The sequence below is a fragment of the Flavobacterium sp. genome, from assembly GCF_050696275.1.
Taxonomy (GTDB): domain Bacteria; phylum Bacteroidota; class Bacteroidia; order Flavobacteriales; family Flavobacteriaceae; genus Flavobacterium.
Map to the genome: position 1 here is coordinate 1 of NZ_JBOGUT010000002.1, position 19,129 is coordinate 19,129.

Here is a 19,129-nt window from a genome sequence, read left to right on the forward strand (position 1 = left end):
TTGAATTCAACGAGACGACAACCAGCTTAAAATAAAAAAACCTCAGACTTTCGTTTGAGGTTTTAGCAGAGCGGAAGACGAGGCTTCTCGTTGAATTCAACGAGACGACAACCAGCTTAAAATAAAAAAACCTCAGACTTTCGTTTGAGGTTTTAGCAGAGCGGAAGACGAGGCTCGAACTCGCGACAACCAGCTTGGAAGGCTGGAGCTCTACCAACTGAGCTACTTCCGCTTTTGTGAGTGCAAATATAACTAATAACTTTTCTTAGTTGCAAATTTTTTTCGAAAAAAAATTACATTTTATTTACATCAAAGTAATAGTAAAATATAATTTTTGCACTAAATGATTTATTATTAGATTTTTATAATTAAATTTAATGTTGGGCTTTGCCTAAAAAAATATGATTAAAATTAAAATTATTTCTTCAAAAGAGACATATTCGGTTCGACAACCGGTTTTAAGAGCTGGAAAACCCATCGAATCTTGTTTATTTGATGGAGACGATTTAGAAACAACAAAACATTTTGGCTTGTATTTTGATGAAAATTTGGTCGGTGTCGTGTCTGTTTTTGAAAATAAAAGCAATAACTTTCATGATGAATATCAAATGCAGATTCGAGGAATGGCTGTTTTGGAAGAATACCAGAAAAAAGGCTTGGGAAATTTCTTAATAAATCAGACCGAAGAATATGCTAAATTTCAAAATGCATCGTTACTATGGTTCAATGCGAGGGAAACTGCTGTAGCGTTTTATGAAAAATTAAACTATACAATTATAGGTTCTGCATTTGAAATACAAAATATTGGAATTCATTATGTCATGTACAAGCATTTATAATAAAGTATTTATGAAATTATTTTTACCCATTCTTTTTTGTCTCTTTTTATATATCGGCTGTGGCAATAACACAAATACAGATGCCATTGCCAACAAAAACAACTTACCCAAATCCGAAAAAAAAGCCACTCTTTTTGGATGGGAAAACCCGGAAAACAGAAAAACATTTCTGGAATCTATTAAAAATTCGGAAAAAGAAGGATTGTTCCCAGACGATTATTCCATTAAAAAATTAGAGCAATTTGAAGAATCCTTCAGTACACTTTCGGAAAAAGAAATTGAAACCTACTACAAACAACTTTCTTCTTCTTTCATAAAGTACACTTCCAACTTATCCAACGGAAAATTAAACCCTAGAGAAATTTACCCTGACTGGGAGATTAAAAAAAACAAATTCAAAGGTGATTCTATATTAAACACCGCACTAACCAAAAACAAAATAGACAGTGTCATAGAGAGTTGCAAGCCTCATCATGCCATTTACGCTTACCTAAAAAAGGCTTTGGCAATTATCAACACCTTGCCTGATGAACATTTTATTCCAATTGCCACTACAGACAAGTTTGATTTTGGAGATAAAAACAAGAATATCGTTCTCATTAAAAAAAGACTCCAATATTGGGATGATTTGAGCAAAAATGACACGCTAAACGAAGTTTATAATGAAGCGATGCACGACGCGGTAAAAAAATTCCAGTCCAGACACGGATTAGAACCTGACGGTGTTATTGGAAAAGGAACAATAGCAGCCCTTAATTTTACCAAAGAGCAACGCAAGCAACAAATTATAGATAATCTGGAGCGATGGAGATGGTTTCCAAGAGATTTGGGCGTTAATCATATTGTAGTAAACATTCCAAACTTTTATTTACATGCCGTACAAAATACTGACACGATAAAAATGCATAAGGTTGTGGTTGGCACCGAAAAAAGAAAAACCCCGATACTTTCGTCCCGAATTGACAATATTGTTTTTAACCCAACCTGGACCGTGCCGCCGACAATTATGAAAGAAGATTTAATTCCCGGAACTCAAAAAAGCCGTAACTATATCTCCAGCCGTAACATAACCATTTACAATCGAAAAGGGGAAGAAGTAAGCTTAGGAAACTGGAGTTTCAGTAACGCCGAAAACTATAAATACGTACAAAGCCCAGGTGAAGATAATGCTTTGGGATTTGTGAAAATCAATTTCCCAAACAAACATTTGGTTTATCTGCATGACACTAATCATCGGGATTATTTTGTAAAAAACTTCAGGGCTTTAAGCTCCGGTTGTGTCAGAGTCGAAAATCCTCTGAATTTAGCCGAATACCTTCTTTTCAGCAAAAAAATATACACTCCTGAAAAAATTGATTCGATCCTTTTTCTCAAAAAAACAAAAACCGTAAAAATCGAGGAGGAGTTTGATGTCCACATTCTCTATTTTACGGCTTGGTATGAAAAAGGTCAATTACAATTTAGAAACGATGTTTATAATTATGACCCTGAATTGTATCTTAGATTAAGCAACCAGTTTAGAAGTAATCTCGTAACTCCTGCTAGGGTGATAAATAAATAAACAGGATTTATCTTTTATTATTTTGATGATCTCATTTTTAATTGCTTCAGGAATAGCTGGACAACCTTGACTTCTTCCCAAGAAACCTTGAGATTTTAAGATCGAAGGATTAGCATAGCTTGCTCCGTGCATTACTACGGCTCTTGCTCTTGCATTATTGTTGATTCCATTTTCCAAACCATCAAGTTTCAATGACAAACCATGTTTTCCATTGTATGTCTCTCCTGTTGCATAGAATCCCAGGCTGCTTTTATTTGAACTTAGTGAGTTTGAGAAATTAGTAGCAAATTCAACACCTGAATTCATTCCGTGAGAAACTACAGTGTTAAATAAGATGGTATTGTTTGATAAATCAATTACCCAAAGTCTTTTTTTAGTTGATGACATGCTAAAATCAATGACTGTCAAAATATCTTTTTGGATAATTCCTTTTTGTTTTAAAACGAAGAACCCTTCCATTGCTTTTTTGAAGCAGTTAATCTGCGGTAACGCAAAATTATTTGCGTCTAGCGAATTGTAAACAATTTCAATTTTTGCAGCAAGATTACTACTAGTTGCACTAGCAATTAATTTCGGGTCTGTATTATTTGTAGCTTTTGGGGCAAAAGACATAAAAAATAATAAAAGAAGCGGTAAAAATCTGTAATTCATTGATAATCTTTTATTTGTATTGTTTTCCATCGGGGACAAATATTAAATAAAAAATAATACCATCCAAATTTTTCTGCACTTAATCGGTAAAATTTAACATTTCATCGATTTTTTAAAATCCCCCTATTAGTTAAACTATTCATAAATAAAAAGCACTCGCGAAGATTATCTCTAATTTTGATCCAATCAAAAAAACGAACATTATGACGCTGAAGTTAGCATTATTCCTTGCTTTACTATTTCACACAATTGTATTCGGTCAAAACATCACTTCAAACGATTCAATTCAGAAGACATCATCTATTATTCAAGGAAAAAAGAAACTTAAATCACTGCACACTGAAGGAAAAATTACAATTGACGGAAATCTAAACGAACCTATTTGGGCAAAAGCAGAAAAAGCATCAGACTTTATTATGTTCCAGCCTGACAACGGAAAGCCTTTATCCGAAGACAAAAGAACAGAAGTAAAAATTGCATACGACGATGAAGCCATATACATCGGAGCATTGCTGTATGATGATCCTGCAAAAATTTTAAAAGAAATAACGGAGCGTGATAATTTTGGTACTTGTGATTTTTTCGGTGTCTTTATTAATGGTTACAATGACGGGCAACAGGATTACCGTTTTTTTGTAAGTGCTGCCGGAACACAAATGGATTGCCTCGCAACAGACAGTGGAGAAGATTATTCATGGGACGGCATTTGGCACAGTAATGTGACAGTTACCAATTTTGGATGGGTTGCCGAAATGAAAATTCCGTATGCTGCTTTGCGTTTCTCGGAAAAAGAAAAACAAACATGGGGATTGAATCTTTTTAGGGAGATAAGACGAGACAGACAAAAATACACCTGGAACTTCATAAACAGTAAAATGGGAACATTTACGCAACAGTCCGGAGTTCTGGAAGGAATTGAAAATATCAAAACTCCTACCCGACTATTTCTGATGCCTTATGTTTCGATGTATGAAAACAGCAACAAGAACGGAAATGAAACCAAATTCAAAGCCGGATTAGATGTCAAATACGGAATTAATGACTCTTTCACATTAGATGCTATTTTGGTCCCTGATTTTGGTCAGACAGCTTTTGATGATGTGGTTCTGAATCTGGGGCCATTCGAACAGCAGTTTAATGAAAATCGTCCTTTTTTTACTGAAGGAACCGATTTATTCAACAAAGGAAATCTTCTTTACACCAGAAGAATTGGAAGTTCCCCTTCAACGTATCCGAATTTAAGTGATAATGAAGAGGTATTGGATTATCCGGCAAATGTAAATTTATTAAATGCTTTGAAAATCTCCGGAAGAACTTCTAAAGGCCTTGGTATTGGCGTATTAAATGCTATTACCGAAAAAACGGATGTAACAATTCAAAGGACTACAACAAACCCAACTCCGGGAGAACCGGATATTATCGAAAGAAGAAAACAAACCGTCGAACCATTGGCAAATTACAATGTTCTTGTTTTAGACCAGCGTTTCCGTAAAAATTCTTCCGTTTCACTTGTAAACACCAGCGTTGTAAGAAATGGGCATTTTCGTGATGCGAATGTAACTGGTTTGTTATTCGATTTGAATACCAAAGCCAATTCTTATAGCCTGTCAGGTGATTTTAAATACAACTATATTCACGAAAAGGAAAATCAGAACGGATACCGTGCTTATCTTGACTTCAGTAAAACCAGCGGAAAATTCCGTTATAGCTTCAACGGAAGTTACGTAAACGATGAATTTGACATTAATGATTTAGGAATCAACTACATCAATAACTACCACCATGTATACAACAATATCAGCTATCGCATTTTAAATCCGAATACTTTTTTTAACAGCTTCAATGTTAATTTGAATTCTTATGCTGAAATGAACAACTCGACCGGACGTGCACAGGAAGCCTATTTTGGTTTAAATGTAAATACTACGGGAAAGAAAAATGATTTTGTTGGCGCCGGATTTCAATTAGAGCCTTTTGTAACCTACGACTTCTATCAGCCAATGGCACAAAACCGATTTGTTTATAATCCGAGAACTTTTAGAAGCTGGTTGGATATTTCCAGCAATTACAATCGGAAATTAGCTTTAGACACCGGAATGTGGTTCCATATAATGGATCAGGACAAGCGAAACACTGTTGGGTTTTATTTCAATCCAAGATACCGCTTCAGCAATAAGGTTTTAGGGATTTTAGGCTTTGAAATAGACCGCAGAAACGATGATAAAGGACGAGTTGATTATGATGAAGCTCTAAACGAAATTATTTTTGCCAACAGAAACAGAAATACAATTACGACTTCCCTTACAGGTAAATATTCCATTTCGCCAAAAATGACTGTAAATTTAAAGGCAAGATATTATTGGTCTTACGCTGAAAACTTAAATTTCCTGACTTTGACAGACAATGGGTATTTCGAACCAAACGATACCTACGGTGAAAACAAAAACTCCAACTTCAAAACCTGGAATTTTGATTTATCTTATTCCTGGTGGGTTGCTCCGGGAAGCCAGCTATCCGTTTTATACAGAAATAATGCAATTCACTATGAAAATAGCATTACTAAAAAATTTATTGACAATTTAGACCACACCCTTGCAAACAACTTAAACAATACTGTTTCTGTAAGTTTTAGATATTGTATTGATTACAACAGCGCCAAAAATTGGTTATAATTTCTTATTTTTGAAGCTGTTTCCTGCTATTCGCTAAATCTTTTCCTCGTTAAAGAAACGAGAAAAAGGATACCGCTGCTATCAGGGCTAAAAACCTGTAATAATGAACAAGAAAGTAATACTCATGATTCTTGATGGTTGGGGAAAATCACCTGACCCGAAAGTTTCTGCCATAGACAATGCCAACACGCCTTTTATAGACAGTTTATACACGAATTATCCGAATGCTCAGTTAAGAACAGATGGATTGAATGTAGGCCTTCCGGAAGGACAAATGGGAAATTCTGAAGTAGGCCATATGAATCTTGGTGCCGGACGGATCGTATATCAGGATTTAGCGAAAATCAATCTGGCCGTCGAACACAAATCTTTAAATCAGGAAAAAGTTTTAACGGATGCATTTCACTACGCAAAACAAAACAACAAACCCGTACATTTTTTGGGATTAGTATCGGATGGCGGTGTTCACTCGCATACATCTCATCTAAAAGGCTTATTGGATGCCGCACAAAACTTCGGTTTGGAAAAAATATTTATTCATGCCTTCACTGACGGCCGTGATGTAGATCCAAAATCAGGTATTTCATATCTTCAAGATCTTGAAAACTATATTAGAAACACTCCTGCAAAATTAGCGTCTGTTATCGGACGTTACTATGCGATGGATCGTGACAAACGCTGGGAAAGAATCAAATTAGCCTACGATTTAGTAGTCAACGGAACTGGAAAACATGCAAAAGATGCTGTTTTAGCGATGGAAGAAAGCTACCTGAACAATACAACCGATGAGTTTGTTCAACCCATCGCCATGGTAGATGACAACGACAGTCCGATTGCCACAATTAAAGACGGTGATGTCGTAATCTTCTTCAACTTCAGAACAGACAGAGGAAGACAACTGACGGAAGCGCTTTCGCAAAAAGATTTCCACGAAGAAAACATGCACAAACTCGATTTATATTATGTCACCATGACCAATTATGATGATACGTATGAAGGGGTTAACGTCATTTATGACAAAGACAATATCACAGAAACTTTAGGCGAAGTTTTAGAAAAACACAATAAAAAACAGATTCGGATGGCCGAAACCGAAAAATATCCTCACGTAACGTTTTTCTTTTCGGGCGGGCGTGAAGAACCTTTCGCTGGCGAAACCCGATTGCTTTGTCCATCTCCCAAAGTAGCTACTTATGATTTACAACCCGAAATGAGTGCCTTCGAACTAAAAGACAAACTGATTCCGGAACTTAAAAAAAGAGAAGTCGATTTTGTGTGTTTGAACTTTGCTAATGGAGATATGGTGGGCCATACAGGAATTATGAACGCCGCAATCAAAGCCTGCGAAGCTGTTGATGTTTGTGTAAAAGAAGTGATTGAAGCTGCTTTGGAAAACGATTATACAACAATTGTTATCGCTGACCACGGTAACTGCGAAACGATGATTAATCCTGACGGAAGCCCAAATACTGCTCACACTACAAACCCAGTGCCGGTTATTTTGGTAGACAAGGAATTAAAAAATATTAATGATGGTGTTTTAGGTGATCTCGCCCCCACTATTTTAGAATTGATGGGGATCCAAAAACCCGAAGTAATGACAAGACATTCTTTATTATAATTGATTATGAAAAAAATAATACTGCTAATTGCTTTGGCTTTTTCCTTTATTAATTCAAATGCACAGCAAAATATGGCAACTCAAACAGTAGATCCAAAAACGGGAACTCCTATGTTAGTGGGTAAAAGTTCAAAAAAAGAAATTCAGCTAGCGCCCTTTTCAGCATGGTATAATGCAACTCACGACAGCTACAAACCGAATGCTAAAACAATTGAAGAACTGAGAAAGCACATTGACGGCATTACCATTATTATTTTTATGGGAACATGGTGTGAAGACAGCCAACATCAGGTTCCGGCTTTTTATAAAGTTTTGGAACAATTGGGTTTTGATGAAAAAAACAGCACATTAATCATTACTGACAGGACAAAAACAACTCCTGATCATTTGGAAAAAGACAAGAATATTACCAATGTCCCTACTTTTATTTTCTATAAAAACGGAAAAGAAATACATCGTATTGTGGAAACTCCTGTGAATAGTTTAGAAGAAGATATGTTTAAAATCATCTCCGGAAAACCCTACAAACACATTTATGAGGATTAATTTAATACTTTTGCGGAAAATTTAACTTTCCGACCCCTAAATGAAACATTTAAGCAAATTTCTATTTGTTCTGCTATTTTTAAATATTTCTACATCATATTCACAAGGAGGAGCTTCTTCCTGCGCTGAACTTGAAGCAAATTTTCAGCTGTATCAATCGTGTGCCACAAATACTCCTTTTCAAAACTCAACGGGTTCAAATACGGAAGTTTTCAACACAACTTGTATTGAAGAACAATTTCATGGCCCAACGTGGTTTTTTATGGAAATTCAAACCCCTGGCGACATTCAACTTCAAATTAGCCAGGTCAATAATGCCGGAATCGGAACGGATGTAGACTTCGTATTGTGGGGTCCATTTAATAATCTGAACAATATTTGCTCTCAGCTGAATCCTGCGACTGAAGTTGACTGTAGCTGGTTATCAAACAGTATTGAGTTCGTAAATCTTCCAAATGGAGTTACAGGACAACTTTATGTTTTATTAGTTGATAATTTTTCCAACCAACCCGGAAACATTTCTATTACACAAACCGGAGGAACAGGAAGTTCTAACTGTGATTTCCTGTCATCAGTAAAAATACTGGATACTTCTTTATCCGAAATAACACAATTTGATTATTGCAAACCTTCTTCAAAAGATATCGTTGCTAAAATTGACGTCACAGATTTCCCTGGATTACCTGCAAACTTAAGGTTTAATTACAAGTGGTATAAAGACGGTATTTTAATCAGTACAATCACAGATTCAACTTTAAACACAAACACATTAACGACAACAGAAACGGGAGTTTATAAAGTAGAATCAACCGCTTACGACAGTACTGACCCAACAGTAATCATTGGAAATTTAACCGTAAGCAGCGATGAAATTGATTTAAAATTCCATGCTACTCCAGCAATAGCGATTTCAAATACGAACACACAATGTTTACAAACCAGTCCGATTTTACAAGCAGCAATTACAAATCAAGCGAGTTTAAACAATACTGTTGATGTGCTTACTTACCAATGGTATTTAAACAATAATCCAATCGCAGCTGCAACTAATCAGAATTATACTCCAACAGTGCCCGGCGATTATTTTGTACGTGTTTTCAACAGTCCATGCAGTACTTCAGATTCAAATTTAATCCATATTTTTACAAATCCATCCGTAACTATTTCTGCTGACCAAATCATTTGTGAAGGAAGCAGCTACACTATTACGCCGAACATTGCCAATAACGGTTCATTAACAAATATCGTTTACCAATGGTTTAAGAACGGAGTATCCATCGCAGGAGCAACAAATCAAGCCTATACAGTTTCGGCAGCAAATCAAGCTTTAAATACTACAGCAATTTATACTTTACAGGTTACCGAACAAAATTTATGTTCAACTATTTCCAATCCGGTTTCCATAACAATAAATGCATTACCAACGGTAAATACAACTCCAATCCGACTGGAACAATGTGATTTTATAAACCCAACTCTTGACGGTGTAGCAACTACTGACTTATCTCAGCTATACAATAGCATAACGAATAATACTGCAGGCTTAACGTTATATTATTATCAAGATGCCGGCTTTACAATTCCAATATTAGATTACACGAATTACACTAATACAAGTTCTCCATTCACACAGAACATCTATGTAAAAGCAGTAAACGAAAATGTAATTCCAAATTGCCCATCGTTACATACTGCGGTAATTAATTTAGTGATAAATCCAACAAGCATTGCTTTATATCCGGATATTTCAGCGGTCTGTCCTGAATTAAACGCCAATTATGGAACAATTAATTTTGATGCACAAAGAATGCTGATAAAGAATAATTATTTCCCTGTTTCTCCTGTTGACATTAGCTTTTATTTAGACCCGAATCATGTTTCAACCGGAATAAATCAAGTAACAAACAGCACAAGTATTCCTGCTGGCATTCACACTATTTATACACGAATAGAAACAAATACTAATTGTACCGGAATTGGTCAATTTCAAGTAGAAGTTTACGCAGCACCTTTACAAAACACCGTAAGTCAGAGTTTCGTTTGCGTGAGCGATACATTCCTATTAAACACTAAAGATGCAGAAGCATTAATAGGACAAAATACGAGTGTGCAAACCAGTTATTTTAATTCTTTTGATGATGCAAAAGGAAATGTAAATCAACTGAATAAAAATACACCGTTTGCGATTACAACAGGAACAAGAGCGATTTTTATTCGATTATTCGATACCAATACACAATGCGTTTCAATTATAAATTTTAATCTGAATGTTTTACCTGATCCTGCTATTTTTAATCCGTTACCAATAAAATCATGCGGAACAACAACTGCAGATTTTAATTTAAACAGCAGTATTTCTTTCATAACAGGAAACAATGCCAATTATCAGGTACGATTTTATGAAACCAATGCTGATTTAGCAGCAGACAATTTCATAACGACACCTGCACATTATAATTCAGGAACAAAAACAATCATTGTAAAAGTACTTGACCCTACGAATCATGGTTGTGATAAAACAACCACATTGAGTCTTGTTGTATTACATCTTCCTGGAGCGACAAATAACCCTACACCTCTCGAACTTTGTGAGGACAGTGGCTTTAGCTCCTTTGATTTAACCAGCAGAGAATCAGAAATGGCAAATCCGACCCCAATAGCAGATGTTGCATTCCGATATTACAAAGACATTACAGATGCCGCAAACAACAACAATAATTTCATTACAAATCCGGCTACCTTTACAAATACAACTGTTAATTATCAGAAAATTTATGTCCGTTTAAACAGTAAGACTAATTTTAACAGCGAAACAGGTGAAGCTTGCCATACCATTTTAGAATTAGAGTTATTCGTGAGACCTTATCCGGCAAATCATTTACTGGAGTCTTATATTATTTGTGTCGATCGAAATAATGTTCCGGCAAATCCGGCAATAATAAATACACAATTACCAACATCAGATTATAGCTTTATATGGCATAATGGATTTGATGCTGTGCCAGGCAATGAGATTTCGGGAGAAAGTTCCAATGCTTATACTACTTCAACAGTAGGGGAATATTCCGTAAAAATCACAAACACAACGAATGCAGCACTTTGTTCCACTGTGGCGAATTTCAAAACTGAGAATTCTTACATCCCATTTTCAATAACTGGTGAGCCATCAGAACTAATTGCTTTTGAAGCCGAAAACACTGTAACCGCCATTGTTATACCTCAATCTCCCGATTATTTATATTCTATGGATAATACAGGCTGGCAAACGAGCAATGTCTTTACAAACATTACCGCTGGCGAACACACAATAACAGTGACCAACAAATACAACTGTGGTGCTGTAAGTACACAAATAGTACTGGTTGATTATCCAAAGTTTTTTACACCAAATGGAGATGGTTATCACGACACATGGAATATTGGCGGTACGCAGGCTTTAGAATCCATCCAAATTCATATATTTGACAGGTTTGGTAAATTCATTAAAGAAATTAACCCAAATTCCGGAGGCTGGAATGGAACATTTAATGGAACATCTCTGCCTGCAAGTGATTATTGGTTCAAATTGAAATATAGAAAAAACCAAATCGAAAAAGAATTCAAAGGGCATTTTGCTTTAAAAAGATAAATAAAAAGTGCTTAATTTTGTCTCCCGAAATTTAATATTATGATAATCGTAAAAACACGTGAAGAAATCGAATTAATGCGCGAAAGTGCCTTAATTGTTTCCAAAACTTTAGGAATGATTGCAAGTGAAATCAAACCTGGGGTCAGCACCTTATATTTAGACAAATTAGCAGAAACCTTTATCAGGGATCACGGAGCTACACCGGCATTCCTGGGAATGTACGGCTTCCCAAACTCGTTGTGCATGAGCCCCAACGCTCAGGTAGTTCACGGAATTCCGACGGACAAACCATTAGAGGACGGAGATATTATTTCGGTGGATTGCGGGGCCTTAAAAAACGGCTTTTATGGTGACCATGCCTATACTTTTGAAATAGGCGAAGTCGCTCCTGAAACCAAAAAACTCCTTCAGGTAACCAAAGAATCATTATACGTGGGTATCCGCGAATTACGTGTTGGTAATCGAGTAGAAGACGTTGGCTGTGCCATTCAAAAACATTGTGAAAGTCATGGTTATGGTGTTGTTCGCGAATTAGTCGGTCATGGTTTAGGCCAAAAAATGCATGAAGAACCGGAGATGCCTAACTATGGAAAACGAGGTCGCGGTAAGCTATTGGTTGAAGGAATGGTAGTTGCTTTGGAACCAATGATCAACCTTGGCACCAAAAACATCAAACAATTGAAAGATGGCTGGACAATTCTTACTGCCGATGGGAAACCTTCTGCACATTTTGAACATGATATCGCTATTATTGACGGTAAACCTGAATTGCTTTCCACTTTTGCATACGTAAACAAAGCGTTAGGAATTGTTACCAATGAAGAAGATGAATTTAGAAAAACACCTTTTGTAATCTAATTTTTTCCACAAGGACTCCCGAAGAACAACAAATGAAAAAAATTTTCAAATTCATACTGAACACCATCCCAAGGCCTTTACTGATTCGTTTGAGTTATGTAGCAAGACCCATTTTGGCTTTTGTCTTAAAAGGAAATACATTTACCGATCCAATTGACGGTAAAAGCTTCAGAACCTTTTTGCCTTACGGATATGGAAATCAGCGAAATAATGTTCTTTCTCCAAGTACATTGTCATTGGAAAGACACCGTTTGCTTTGGCTGTATTTAAAAAATGAAACCGATTTTTTTTCTACTCCTAAAAAAGTACTGCACTTTGCACCGGAACAGGCTTTTTATAAACTATTCAGAAACCAGAAAAACCTGAATTACACCACGACCGATCTGTTTTCACCTTTAGCCGATGTGAAAGCAGACATCTGTAACTTACCTTTTGAAGACAATTCGTATGATTTGATATTATGCAATCATGTTTTGGAACACATTCCTGATGATACCAAAGCCATGCAGGAATTGTACCGTGTTTTAAAACCTGGCGGCATGGGGATTTTTCAGATTCCACAGGATTTGTCAAGAACCACCACTTTTTCCGATGACACCATTACAGATCCGAAAGAAAGAGCAAAAATATTCGGACAATATGATCACGTACGCGTTTACGGGTTGGATTATTTCGATAAGTTAAGAAGTATCGGTTTTACCGTTATTGAGGAAGATTACACTCATAAGATTTCACCGGAACTGGTAGAAAAATATTGTCTGGCAAAAGGAGAAATAATCCCTGTTTGTTACAAATAAAACTATCACGCTCCTAATTTTCCCTTGGTTAGAAAGCACCGCTAATTTCCTTTTTACTACATTTTCCCTTCTTTAAAAAACAAGGTGTTTTTCCCCTTTTTAAATGGGGTTATATCCCCTATTCCAAAAAATTAAATAAAAGTAATTTTACAGTAAATCATTAATTATCAATATAATAAGTTTTTATTTAAGTATCTCACTTAAAATACAAACCAAGCAACCATCACATTTAAAAATCGGCTGCTGACTTATTTCTGAAGTTAATTTAAAAATGTACTGTTATGCAAAAGACTTCTTACTTAAAAGAGCTGGTTATTAAAAATACCCACGAAAAAAACGGAGCCAACAACTCGAAAAAAGAGACCGAAAAAATACAATCTTTATTGAATTTATTCTCCATTGCAAATCCAAATTCCGGAACAGGAACATCGATAGACGGCGATTTTGGACCTGCAACTGAAAAAGCAGTCAAGAACTTCCAAAAAATAAAAAATGCAGCGCAAACCGGGGTTGTCAACCAAAATCTGTTTGATTTATTGGCATTACCCATAAAAAAAGCATTTGAGGATCCGATTCAGGGCAGTAATCTTCGGGAACTGATTGTCAATACGGCAAAAAACCATCTTCAGAATAACCCGTTTGAACTTATCATCCATCAACAGGGAAATTCCGGCCCTTGGGTTCGAAGTTATATGGATGGAAAAGAAGGATCTGATTGGTTATGGTGTATGGGATTTGTACAGACAATAATAGATCAGGCATCTTCCATTCAGGGTAAGAATTTTAAAAGTTTAATGCCGCTGACTTACAGCTGTGACACTGTTGGGGTGAAAGGGATTGAGAAACATCTATTAACCCGCTACCAGGCTGCCAGAAGTAATCCTTCCGTGATTAAGCCCGGTGATATTTTTTTAATCCAAAAATCAAATCTGGACTGGATGCATACGGGGATTGTAATTGATGTTAATGGTGATACTATCGAAACAATAGAAGGAAATACGAACAGTATGGGCTCAAGTAACGGCAACGCAGTGGCAAATAAAATACGGAATTTTAAAACGTCTAAAATCGATTTTTTCTCCATTGCTCCATTAGTGTAAAGCCGCGGAGCAAAACAGTTCGAATGATATAATAAAAAAGCTCCGCAATAGCGGAGCTTTTTTTACTGTTACTTTTTATGTTATGCTTTCTCCGGCATCAGCATGCCAATAACCTTGTCTTTAGTAAGGTATTTTTTTGCAACTTCCTGAATATCTTTGATTGAAACCGCATTTATTTTTTCTTCCGATTGCAATACTTCATCTGCACTTTCCTCATTAATGAAAGATCTCGTGAAATTAGACAACCAGAATCTGTTTTCTTTACTGTTCTTTTTCAAATCCAGCAATTCTGCTTCTTTGTATTTAGCCAAATCCTTTTCTTCAGGACCTTTTTCAATAATTTGCTGAAGCACTCTTAAAGCAGAGGCAGAAAGTTTTTCCGCATTCTCAGGCCCGCAAGGGAAACCAATGGTAAAATTATAGGCGCCATTTGGAACTTTATTCATACTTCCTCTTGCGCTGATTCCATAAACACCACTTTCATTTTCCCTAAGCTCTTCGATCAATTTTATAGTAAGAACTTCTCCCAAAGCCTGAAGCGCCATGGCTTCTTTTGGAGAGTAAACTGCGTCCCCGTAATACATGATGGTAACATTACTTTTAGGGTCAGCACCTTTATTTACCACTTTTTTCAAATCTCCTTTAAGCAACCTGTAGCCTAAATCGACTGCTTTTTCCTTAGCATTATTAGATGGCAGTGACGCAATATATTTTACAGCATATTCTTCTATTTTTTTGTCGTCAATATTCCCAACAAAGAAAAATTCAAAATCTCCAGCATTGGCAAAACGTTCTTTGTATTTATCATAGGCCAACTGATAATCTGTTTCCGCCCAAATTTTATCTGTTGGAATCATTCCGATGAATCTTGGGTTGTCTTTCTGTAAATAACCATAAAGTTCCTGTTGAAAAAAGAATCCCGGTTGTGACCCTAGATTTTTAAAAAAAGCTGACTGCTTTTGTTTATAGGTTTCGTATGCTTCTTTATCAAAATTTAAATCTGAAATATACGCGTTGGTCATTTGGAATAAATACTCTAAGTCTTTTGGCGTTGTACTTCCTCTCACGCCTTCTGTTATCGATCCGATATATGGATTGACACGGGCTATTTTCCCGGACATAAACTTATCGATATCATTCTGTTTCAATCCTGAAAAACCGGCTTCAATCAATCCGCCATTAGCAAACTGAACTTTTTTGGCCTCTTCATTCGAATACAGGTTAATTCCTCCGAAACTAATGCCTTCCATCAAAATTTCATCGTTCTTGAAATCAGTTTTTTTGTACGTCACTTTAGCTCCGTTAGAAAGGAAAAGTGTTGTGGCACCAATTTTATCATCCAATTCTTTTTTTACAATCGAACCTGATTTCAGTTCTTTTCTGAGTAAGCTTTTAGCTATTTCGGTTTCTTTATATTCCGTAATTTCAGCAGCATTTACTTTTAATGCTTTTAAAACTTCTTCCTTCGTAATTTTTTTTAAGCCTTCTTTTTCAGGGCCGGTAATCACAACAACTCTGTTGTCTTCTGTAATAAATTTCCCGATTATCCCATTAACATCTTTTAGGTTAATCCCTGAAAACATTTTTTTAGACGTTTCAAATTCCCATGCAATTCCGGGCGCTGGAATACCTTCTAGAAAATAAGATTGGTATTCCCCAACAAAGTTTTCCGAATTTGTTTTTTCTCTGTCATTAAATGATTTCTCAAGTCTTGACATGATTTCCAGTTTTGCTCTGTCTAATTCTCCTTGGGTAAAACCGAATTTTTTAATTCTTTCATTTTCGGTCACTAACACTTTTAACGCATCAACCTGCTTGTTTTCTTCCACCATAGCAAACGATTGATAGGCTTCTTTCGTTCTGGCCCAAGTCCCGCCATGATAGGAGAATCCGTAAACAAACGGAGGCATTGGCTTATGAGTAAATTCTTCCAGCCTGTTGTTTAGCATTGTTGAAAATAAATTTTCTACCAAACCGTCTCTGTAATCTCCAAGAGTGATTTCTTTTTTAGGTAATCCTTTGTCTTTATACAACAATTGAACCTGTGCATCCGATGCTTCTTTATCACTTTCTATACAAACAAAAGTTTCTTTGTGACTCGGCACTTCGTATATTTTTCGGGGTCTTTCGTTTTTTGGGTTCTCATAATTTCCAAAATGTTCCTGAATTTTTTTCTCCATTTCGGCTACATTGATATCCCCTACGACAATAACACTCATCAAGTCAGGACGATACCAGTCTTTATAGAATTTTATGATTTTGTCGTATTTGAACTTTTCCAAAATCTCTTTTTTTCCTATTGGTAATCGGTCTGCATAATGCGAATTATACAATACTTTAGGCATGTACTTATCAGACATTCTTTTATCTGCTCCAAGTCCCAGACGGTATTCCTCAAGAACAACCCCTCTTTCCTTATCAATTTCTTCAGGTGTCAGGTTAGCGTTAAAAGCCCAATCTTCAATAATATTGAATCCGTTTTCCAGTTTTTCCGGACTATCGGAAGGAATCGGCAAAAAATAAACGGTTTCATCAAAGCTTGTATAGGCGTTCAGGTGCTGGCCAAATTTCACCCCAATACTTTGCAGATAATCAACCAGTTTATTTTTAGGAAAACGTTTGGTTCCATTAAAATTCATGTGCTCCATGAAATGTGCCAATCCTTGCTGATCGTCATCTTCTAAAATAGAACCGGCATTAATAACCAGCCGCAAATCAACTTTGTTTTCCGGCTTGGCATTTTTCCTGATATAATACGTCAGGCCGTTTTTGAGTTTTCCTGTTTTGACACTTGCATCAAACGGGATAGCGTTGGAGTAATCGAGTTCCTGCGCAAAAAAAGAAGCCGGAAATAATAGCAATCCAAATGCTAATCTATTAAGTTGTTTCATAAAATTTTAATTGTTTTTTTAGTAAATCTATAAACTAAACTCAAAACTATAAGAAATATTATAGTATAATTAACATGAGTTATTAACAAAAAAAAAGCTACAATAAAAAATAATTTATATTGCCGTCTAAATCAATACATTTACAGTTCTATTTTTACAGCTATGTTACGAAGACTGATTTTCATTTTTTCCGCAATTGCAACCACCAATCCTTCCTTAGGACAGGATATTGAAACTGCAACACCGTTTAATATCAAAACGGTCGTGTTTACCCAAAACACAAATAATGTAATTCCTGTTTTCAGACTGGGCGAACAATTCCAGTTTAGTTTTGATGATTTATATGGCAACGAAGAAGATTACTACTATACCATTACACACTACAATTACAATTGGACTCCGTCGGAATTATCCAAAAACGAATACCTTAGCGGCATTGACAACCAACGGATTCAGGATTACGAAAATTCATTCAACACACTACAGATTTATTCGCATTACAGACTCAAAATTCCCAATGCACTTACCCAACTGACAAAAAGCGGAAATTATCTGATTTCGATTTTTAACAGTAGCAGAGAACTAGTGTTCTCTAAAAAATTTATTGTTTTTGAAGAATTGAGTGACGTTCCGATGCAAATAAAAAGGGCTCGAAAAGTGGCAGATAACAGTTATAAACAAAATGTAGAATTTACTATAAAATCCAAAAATATCTTATTCCAGAATCCGGCACAAAACGTAAAAATCATCTTGTTTCAAAATGGGAAATGGAATAACGCCATTGTAAATGTAAAGCCGCAATACACCATTGGCAATGACCTGATATTCAAATACGACAAGGAAACACAATTTTACGCCGGCAACGAATACCTGTATTTTGACAATAAAGAAGTACGGGCTTCAACAAATACCATTTCAAGAGTAGATTCGAACAGCGGTCTTTACAACACACATCTCTATACTGACATGGCCCGCAAAAACAACGGATACACCTATTATCCTGATATCAATGGAAATTTCTTTACCCGGAACCTAACGGCGCAAAACAATGAAGTGGAAGCCGATTACACCTGGGTATATTTCTCTCTTTTCTCAATAGAAACTCCGGCAAACAAGGCTGTTTATGTCACAGGAATGTTCAATAATTATACCTTCGGACCAGACAATAAAATGGAGTACAATGCTACTAAAGGCCTATTTGAAAAAGCCATTTTAATCAAACAGGGATTCAATAATTACAACTATACAATCCTGGATTCAAATAATTCTATTTCGGATAGCGAAGCTGTTGACGGAAATTTTTATCAAACTGAAAATCAATATACTGCCATAGTTTATTACCGTTCTAACGGAGAAAGATACGATAGGGTCATTGGCAAAGGAGAAGCAAATTCGGTGAATATTACCAATTAAAAATTAATATTGATATAAGCCGTTTGTTTTCATAAAATTTCTAAATTTGTAAAAGCAGAATTTAGTATTATGGTAACGCAAATCACAAGAGGAATAAAAATCTCGGTCCTGACTACTTTTGAAGGTACGTACTTCAAAAACCATAAGATGCATTTTGCTTTCAGCTACCACATTTCCATTGAAAACCACAGTAAGGATTCCGTACAGCTTTTAGCCCGCCATTGGGAGATTTTCGACGCACTCAACGATGTCGAAGTAGTTGATGGTGAAGGTGTAATAGGCAAAAAACCTGTTTTAAAACCAGGCGAAACCTATACGTACAGCTCCGGCTGTCTGCTCTGCTCTCCCTTCGGAACCATGCAGGGTCATTTCAACATGATTAATTTCACCTCAACAAGGGCTTTCAAAGTTATTGTTCCCGCATTCCGCCTTAGCGCACCGTTTGCCTTAAATTAATATTTTACAGTATCCTGTTTAGGATAAAGCAATTCCATTCAGCCAATACCCATTTCTTTAAGATAGTTTTGTGTTATTTGATACTCAAAATTAGAG

General features: G+C 36.0%; 13 protein-coding genes and 1 tRNA gene. 11 read left to right on the top strand and 3 right to left on the bottom strand.

Going from position 1 to position 19,129, the window contains the following annotated elements; all coding sequences use genetic code 11:
• Positions 1-159: 159 nt before the first annotated feature.
• Positions 160-232: transfer RNA gene (locus tag ACRDEC_RS01415), tRNA-Gly, on the bottom strand.
• A gap of 169 nt (positions 233-401) precedes the next feature.
• On the opposite strand from ACRDEC_RS01415, the gene ACRDEC_RS01420 reads away from it, so the two are divergent.
• Together ACRDEC_RS01420 and ACRDEC_RS01425 are read left to right on the top strand one after the other, a co-directional pair.
• Positions 402-839 (top strand): GNAT family N-acetyltransferase, encoded by a 438-nt coding sequence (locus ACRDEC_RS01420; RefSeq protein ID WP_431496547.1) that lies wholly within the window; start codon positions 402-404, stop codon positions 837-839.
• A gap of 10 nt (positions 840-849) precedes the next feature.
• Positions 850-2,400 carry a L,D-transpeptidase family protein gene (locus ACRDEC_RS01425; protein WP_431496548.1) on the top strand — a complete coding sequence of 517 codons (1,551 nt, stop codon included), beginning with the start codon at positions 850-852 and terminating at the stop codon, positions 2,398-2,400.
• Here the strand turns inward: ACRDEC_RS01425 and ACRDEC_RS01430 are convergent.
• Positions 2,344-3,051, bottom strand: a complete 708-nt coding sequence (locus ACRDEC_RS01430; protein WP_431496549.1) for a murein L,D-transpeptidase catalytic domain family protein — start codon at positions 3,049-3,051, stop codon at positions 2,344-2,346. The two genes, ACRDEC_RS01425 and ACRDEC_RS01430, sit on opposite strands and share 57 nt — an antisense overlap.
• Positions 3,052-3,254: 203 nt before the next feature.
• Here ACRDEC_RS01430 and ACRDEC_RS01435 point away from each other — a divergent pair, with 203 nt between their 5' ends.
• From ACRDEC_RS01435 to ACRDEC_RS01465, 7 genes are all read left to right on the top strand, one after another.
• Positions 3,255-5,723 (top strand): DUF5916 domain-containing protein, encoded by a 2,469-nt coding sequence (locus tag ACRDEC_RS01435; protein ID WP_431496550.1) that lies wholly within the window; start codon positions 3,255-3,257, stop codon positions 5,721-5,723.
• A 103-nt stretch (positions 5,724-5,826) separates the two neighbouring features.
• The gene (gpmI, locus tag ACRDEC_RS01440) at positions 5,827-7,344 is read left to right on the top strand and encodes a 2,3-bisphosphoglycerate-independent phosphoglycerate mutase (protein ID WP_431496551.1); all 1,518 of its coding nucleotides are present in this window, start codon (positions 5,827-5,829) and stop codon (positions 7,342-7,344) included.
• A 6-nt stretch (positions 7,345-7,350) separates the two neighbouring features.
• Positions 7,351-7,890, top strand: coding sequence for a thioredoxin family protein (locus ACRDEC_RS01445; RefSeq protein ID WP_431496552.1), 540 nt, complete (start codon positions 7,351-7,353; stop codon positions 7,888-7,890).
• Positions 7,891-7,930: 40 nt separating this feature from the next.
• The gene (locus ACRDEC_RS01450; protein WP_431496553.1) at positions 7,931-11,518 is read left to right on the top strand and encodes a T9SS type B sorting domain-containing protein; all 3,588 of its coding nucleotides are present in this window, start codon (positions 7,931-7,933) and stop codon (positions 11,516-11,518) included.
• A 39-nt stretch (positions 11,519-11,557) separates the two neighbouring features.
• On the top strand, positions 11,558-12,376 hold the full coding sequence (map, locus tag ACRDEC_RS01455) for a type I methionyl aminopeptidase (protein ID WP_431496554.1): 819 nt from the start codon (positions 11,558-11,560) through the stop codon (positions 12,374-12,376).
• A 32-nt stretch (positions 12,377-12,408) separates the two neighbouring features.
• Complete coding sequence (locus ACRDEC_RS01460) at positions 12,409-13,173, top strand: class I SAM-dependent methyltransferase (protein WP_431496555.1); 765 nt, start codon at positions 12,409-12,411, stop codon at positions 13,171-13,173.
• Between the two features lie 281 nt (positions 13,174-13,454).
• Positions 13,455-14,273 carry a peptidoglycan-binding protein gene (locus ACRDEC_RS01465; protein ID WP_431496556.1) on the top strand — a complete coding sequence of 273 codons (819 nt, stop codon included), beginning with the start codon at positions 13,455-13,457 and terminating at the stop codon, positions 14,271-14,273.
• A gap of 80 nt (positions 14,274-14,353) precedes the next feature.
• Here the strand turns inward: ACRDEC_RS01465 and ACRDEC_RS01470 are convergent, their stop codons facing one another.
• The gene (locus ACRDEC_RS01470; RefSeq protein ID WP_431496557.1) at positions 14,354-17,164 is read right to left on the bottom strand and encodes a M16 family metallopeptidase; all 2,811 of its coding nucleotides are present in this window, start codon (positions 17,162-17,164) and stop codon (positions 14,354-14,356) included.
• A 162-nt stretch (positions 17,165-17,326) separates the two neighbouring features.
• Here ACRDEC_RS01470 and ACRDEC_RS01475 point away from each other — a divergent pair, with 162 nt between their 5' ends.
• Positions 17,327-18,577 (top strand): DUF5103 domain-containing protein, encoded by a 1,251-nt coding sequence (locus ACRDEC_RS01475; RefSeq protein ID WP_431496558.1) that lies wholly within the window; start codon positions 17,327-17,329, stop codon positions 18,575-18,577.
• Positions 18,578-18,646: 69 nt separating this feature from the next.
• Positions 18,647-19,033: a Co2+/Mg2+ efflux protein ApaG gene (gene apaG, locus ACRDEC_RS01480; RefSeq protein WP_431496559.1), complete on the top strand. Its 387-nt coding sequence runs from the start codon at positions 18,647-18,649 to the stop codon at positions 19,031-19,033.
• Positions 19,034-19,129: the final 96 nt, after the last annotated feature.

Coding starts and splice junctions, on each gene's coding strand:
- ACRDEC_RS01420 (WP_431496547.1), top strand. CDS start 402: ATGATTAAAATTAAAATTATTTCTTCAAAAGAGACATATTCGGTTCGA.
- ACRDEC_RS01425 (WP_431496548.1), top strand. CDS start 850: ATGAAATTATTTTTACCCATTCTTTTTTGTCTCTTTTTATATATCGGC.
- ACRDEC_RS01430 (WP_431496549.1), bottom strand. CDS start 3,051: ATGAATTACAGATTTTTACCGCTTCTTTTATTATTTTTTATGTCTTTT.
- ACRDEC_RS01435 (WP_431496550.1), top strand. CDS start 3,255: ATGACGCTGAAGTTAGCATTATTCCTTGCTTTACTATTTCACACAATT.
- gpmI (WP_431496551.1), top strand. CDS start 5,827: ATGAACAAGAAAGTAATACTCATGATTCTTGATGGTTGGGGAAAATCA.
- ACRDEC_RS01445 (WP_431496552.1), top strand. CDS start 7,351: ATGAAAAAAATAATACTGCTAATTGCTTTGGCTTTTTCCTTTATTAAT.
- ACRDEC_RS01450 (WP_431496553.1), top strand. CDS start 7,931: ATGAAACATTTAAGCAAATTTCTATTTGTTCTGCTATTTTTAAATATT.
- map (WP_431496554.1), top strand. CDS start 11,558: ATGATAATCGTAAAAACACGTGAAGAAATCGAATTAATGCGCGAAAGT.
- ACRDEC_RS01460 (WP_431496555.1), top strand. CDS start 12,409: ATGAAAAAAATTTTCAAATTCATACTGAACACCATCCCAAGGCCTTTA.
- ACRDEC_RS01465 (WP_431496556.1), top strand. CDS start 13,455: ATGCAAAAGACTTCTTACTTAAAAGAGCTGGTTATTAAAAATACCCAC.
- ACRDEC_RS01470 (WP_431496557.1), bottom strand. CDS start 17,164: ATGAAACAACTTAATAGATTAGCATTTGGATTGCTATTATTTCCGGCT.
- ACRDEC_RS01475 (WP_431496558.1), top strand. CDS start 17,327: ATGTTACGAAGACTGATTTTCATTTTTTCCGCAATTGCAACCACCAAT.
- apaG (WP_431496559.1), top strand. CDS start 18,647: ATGGTAACGCAAATCACAAGAGGAATAAAAATCTCGGTCCTGACTACT.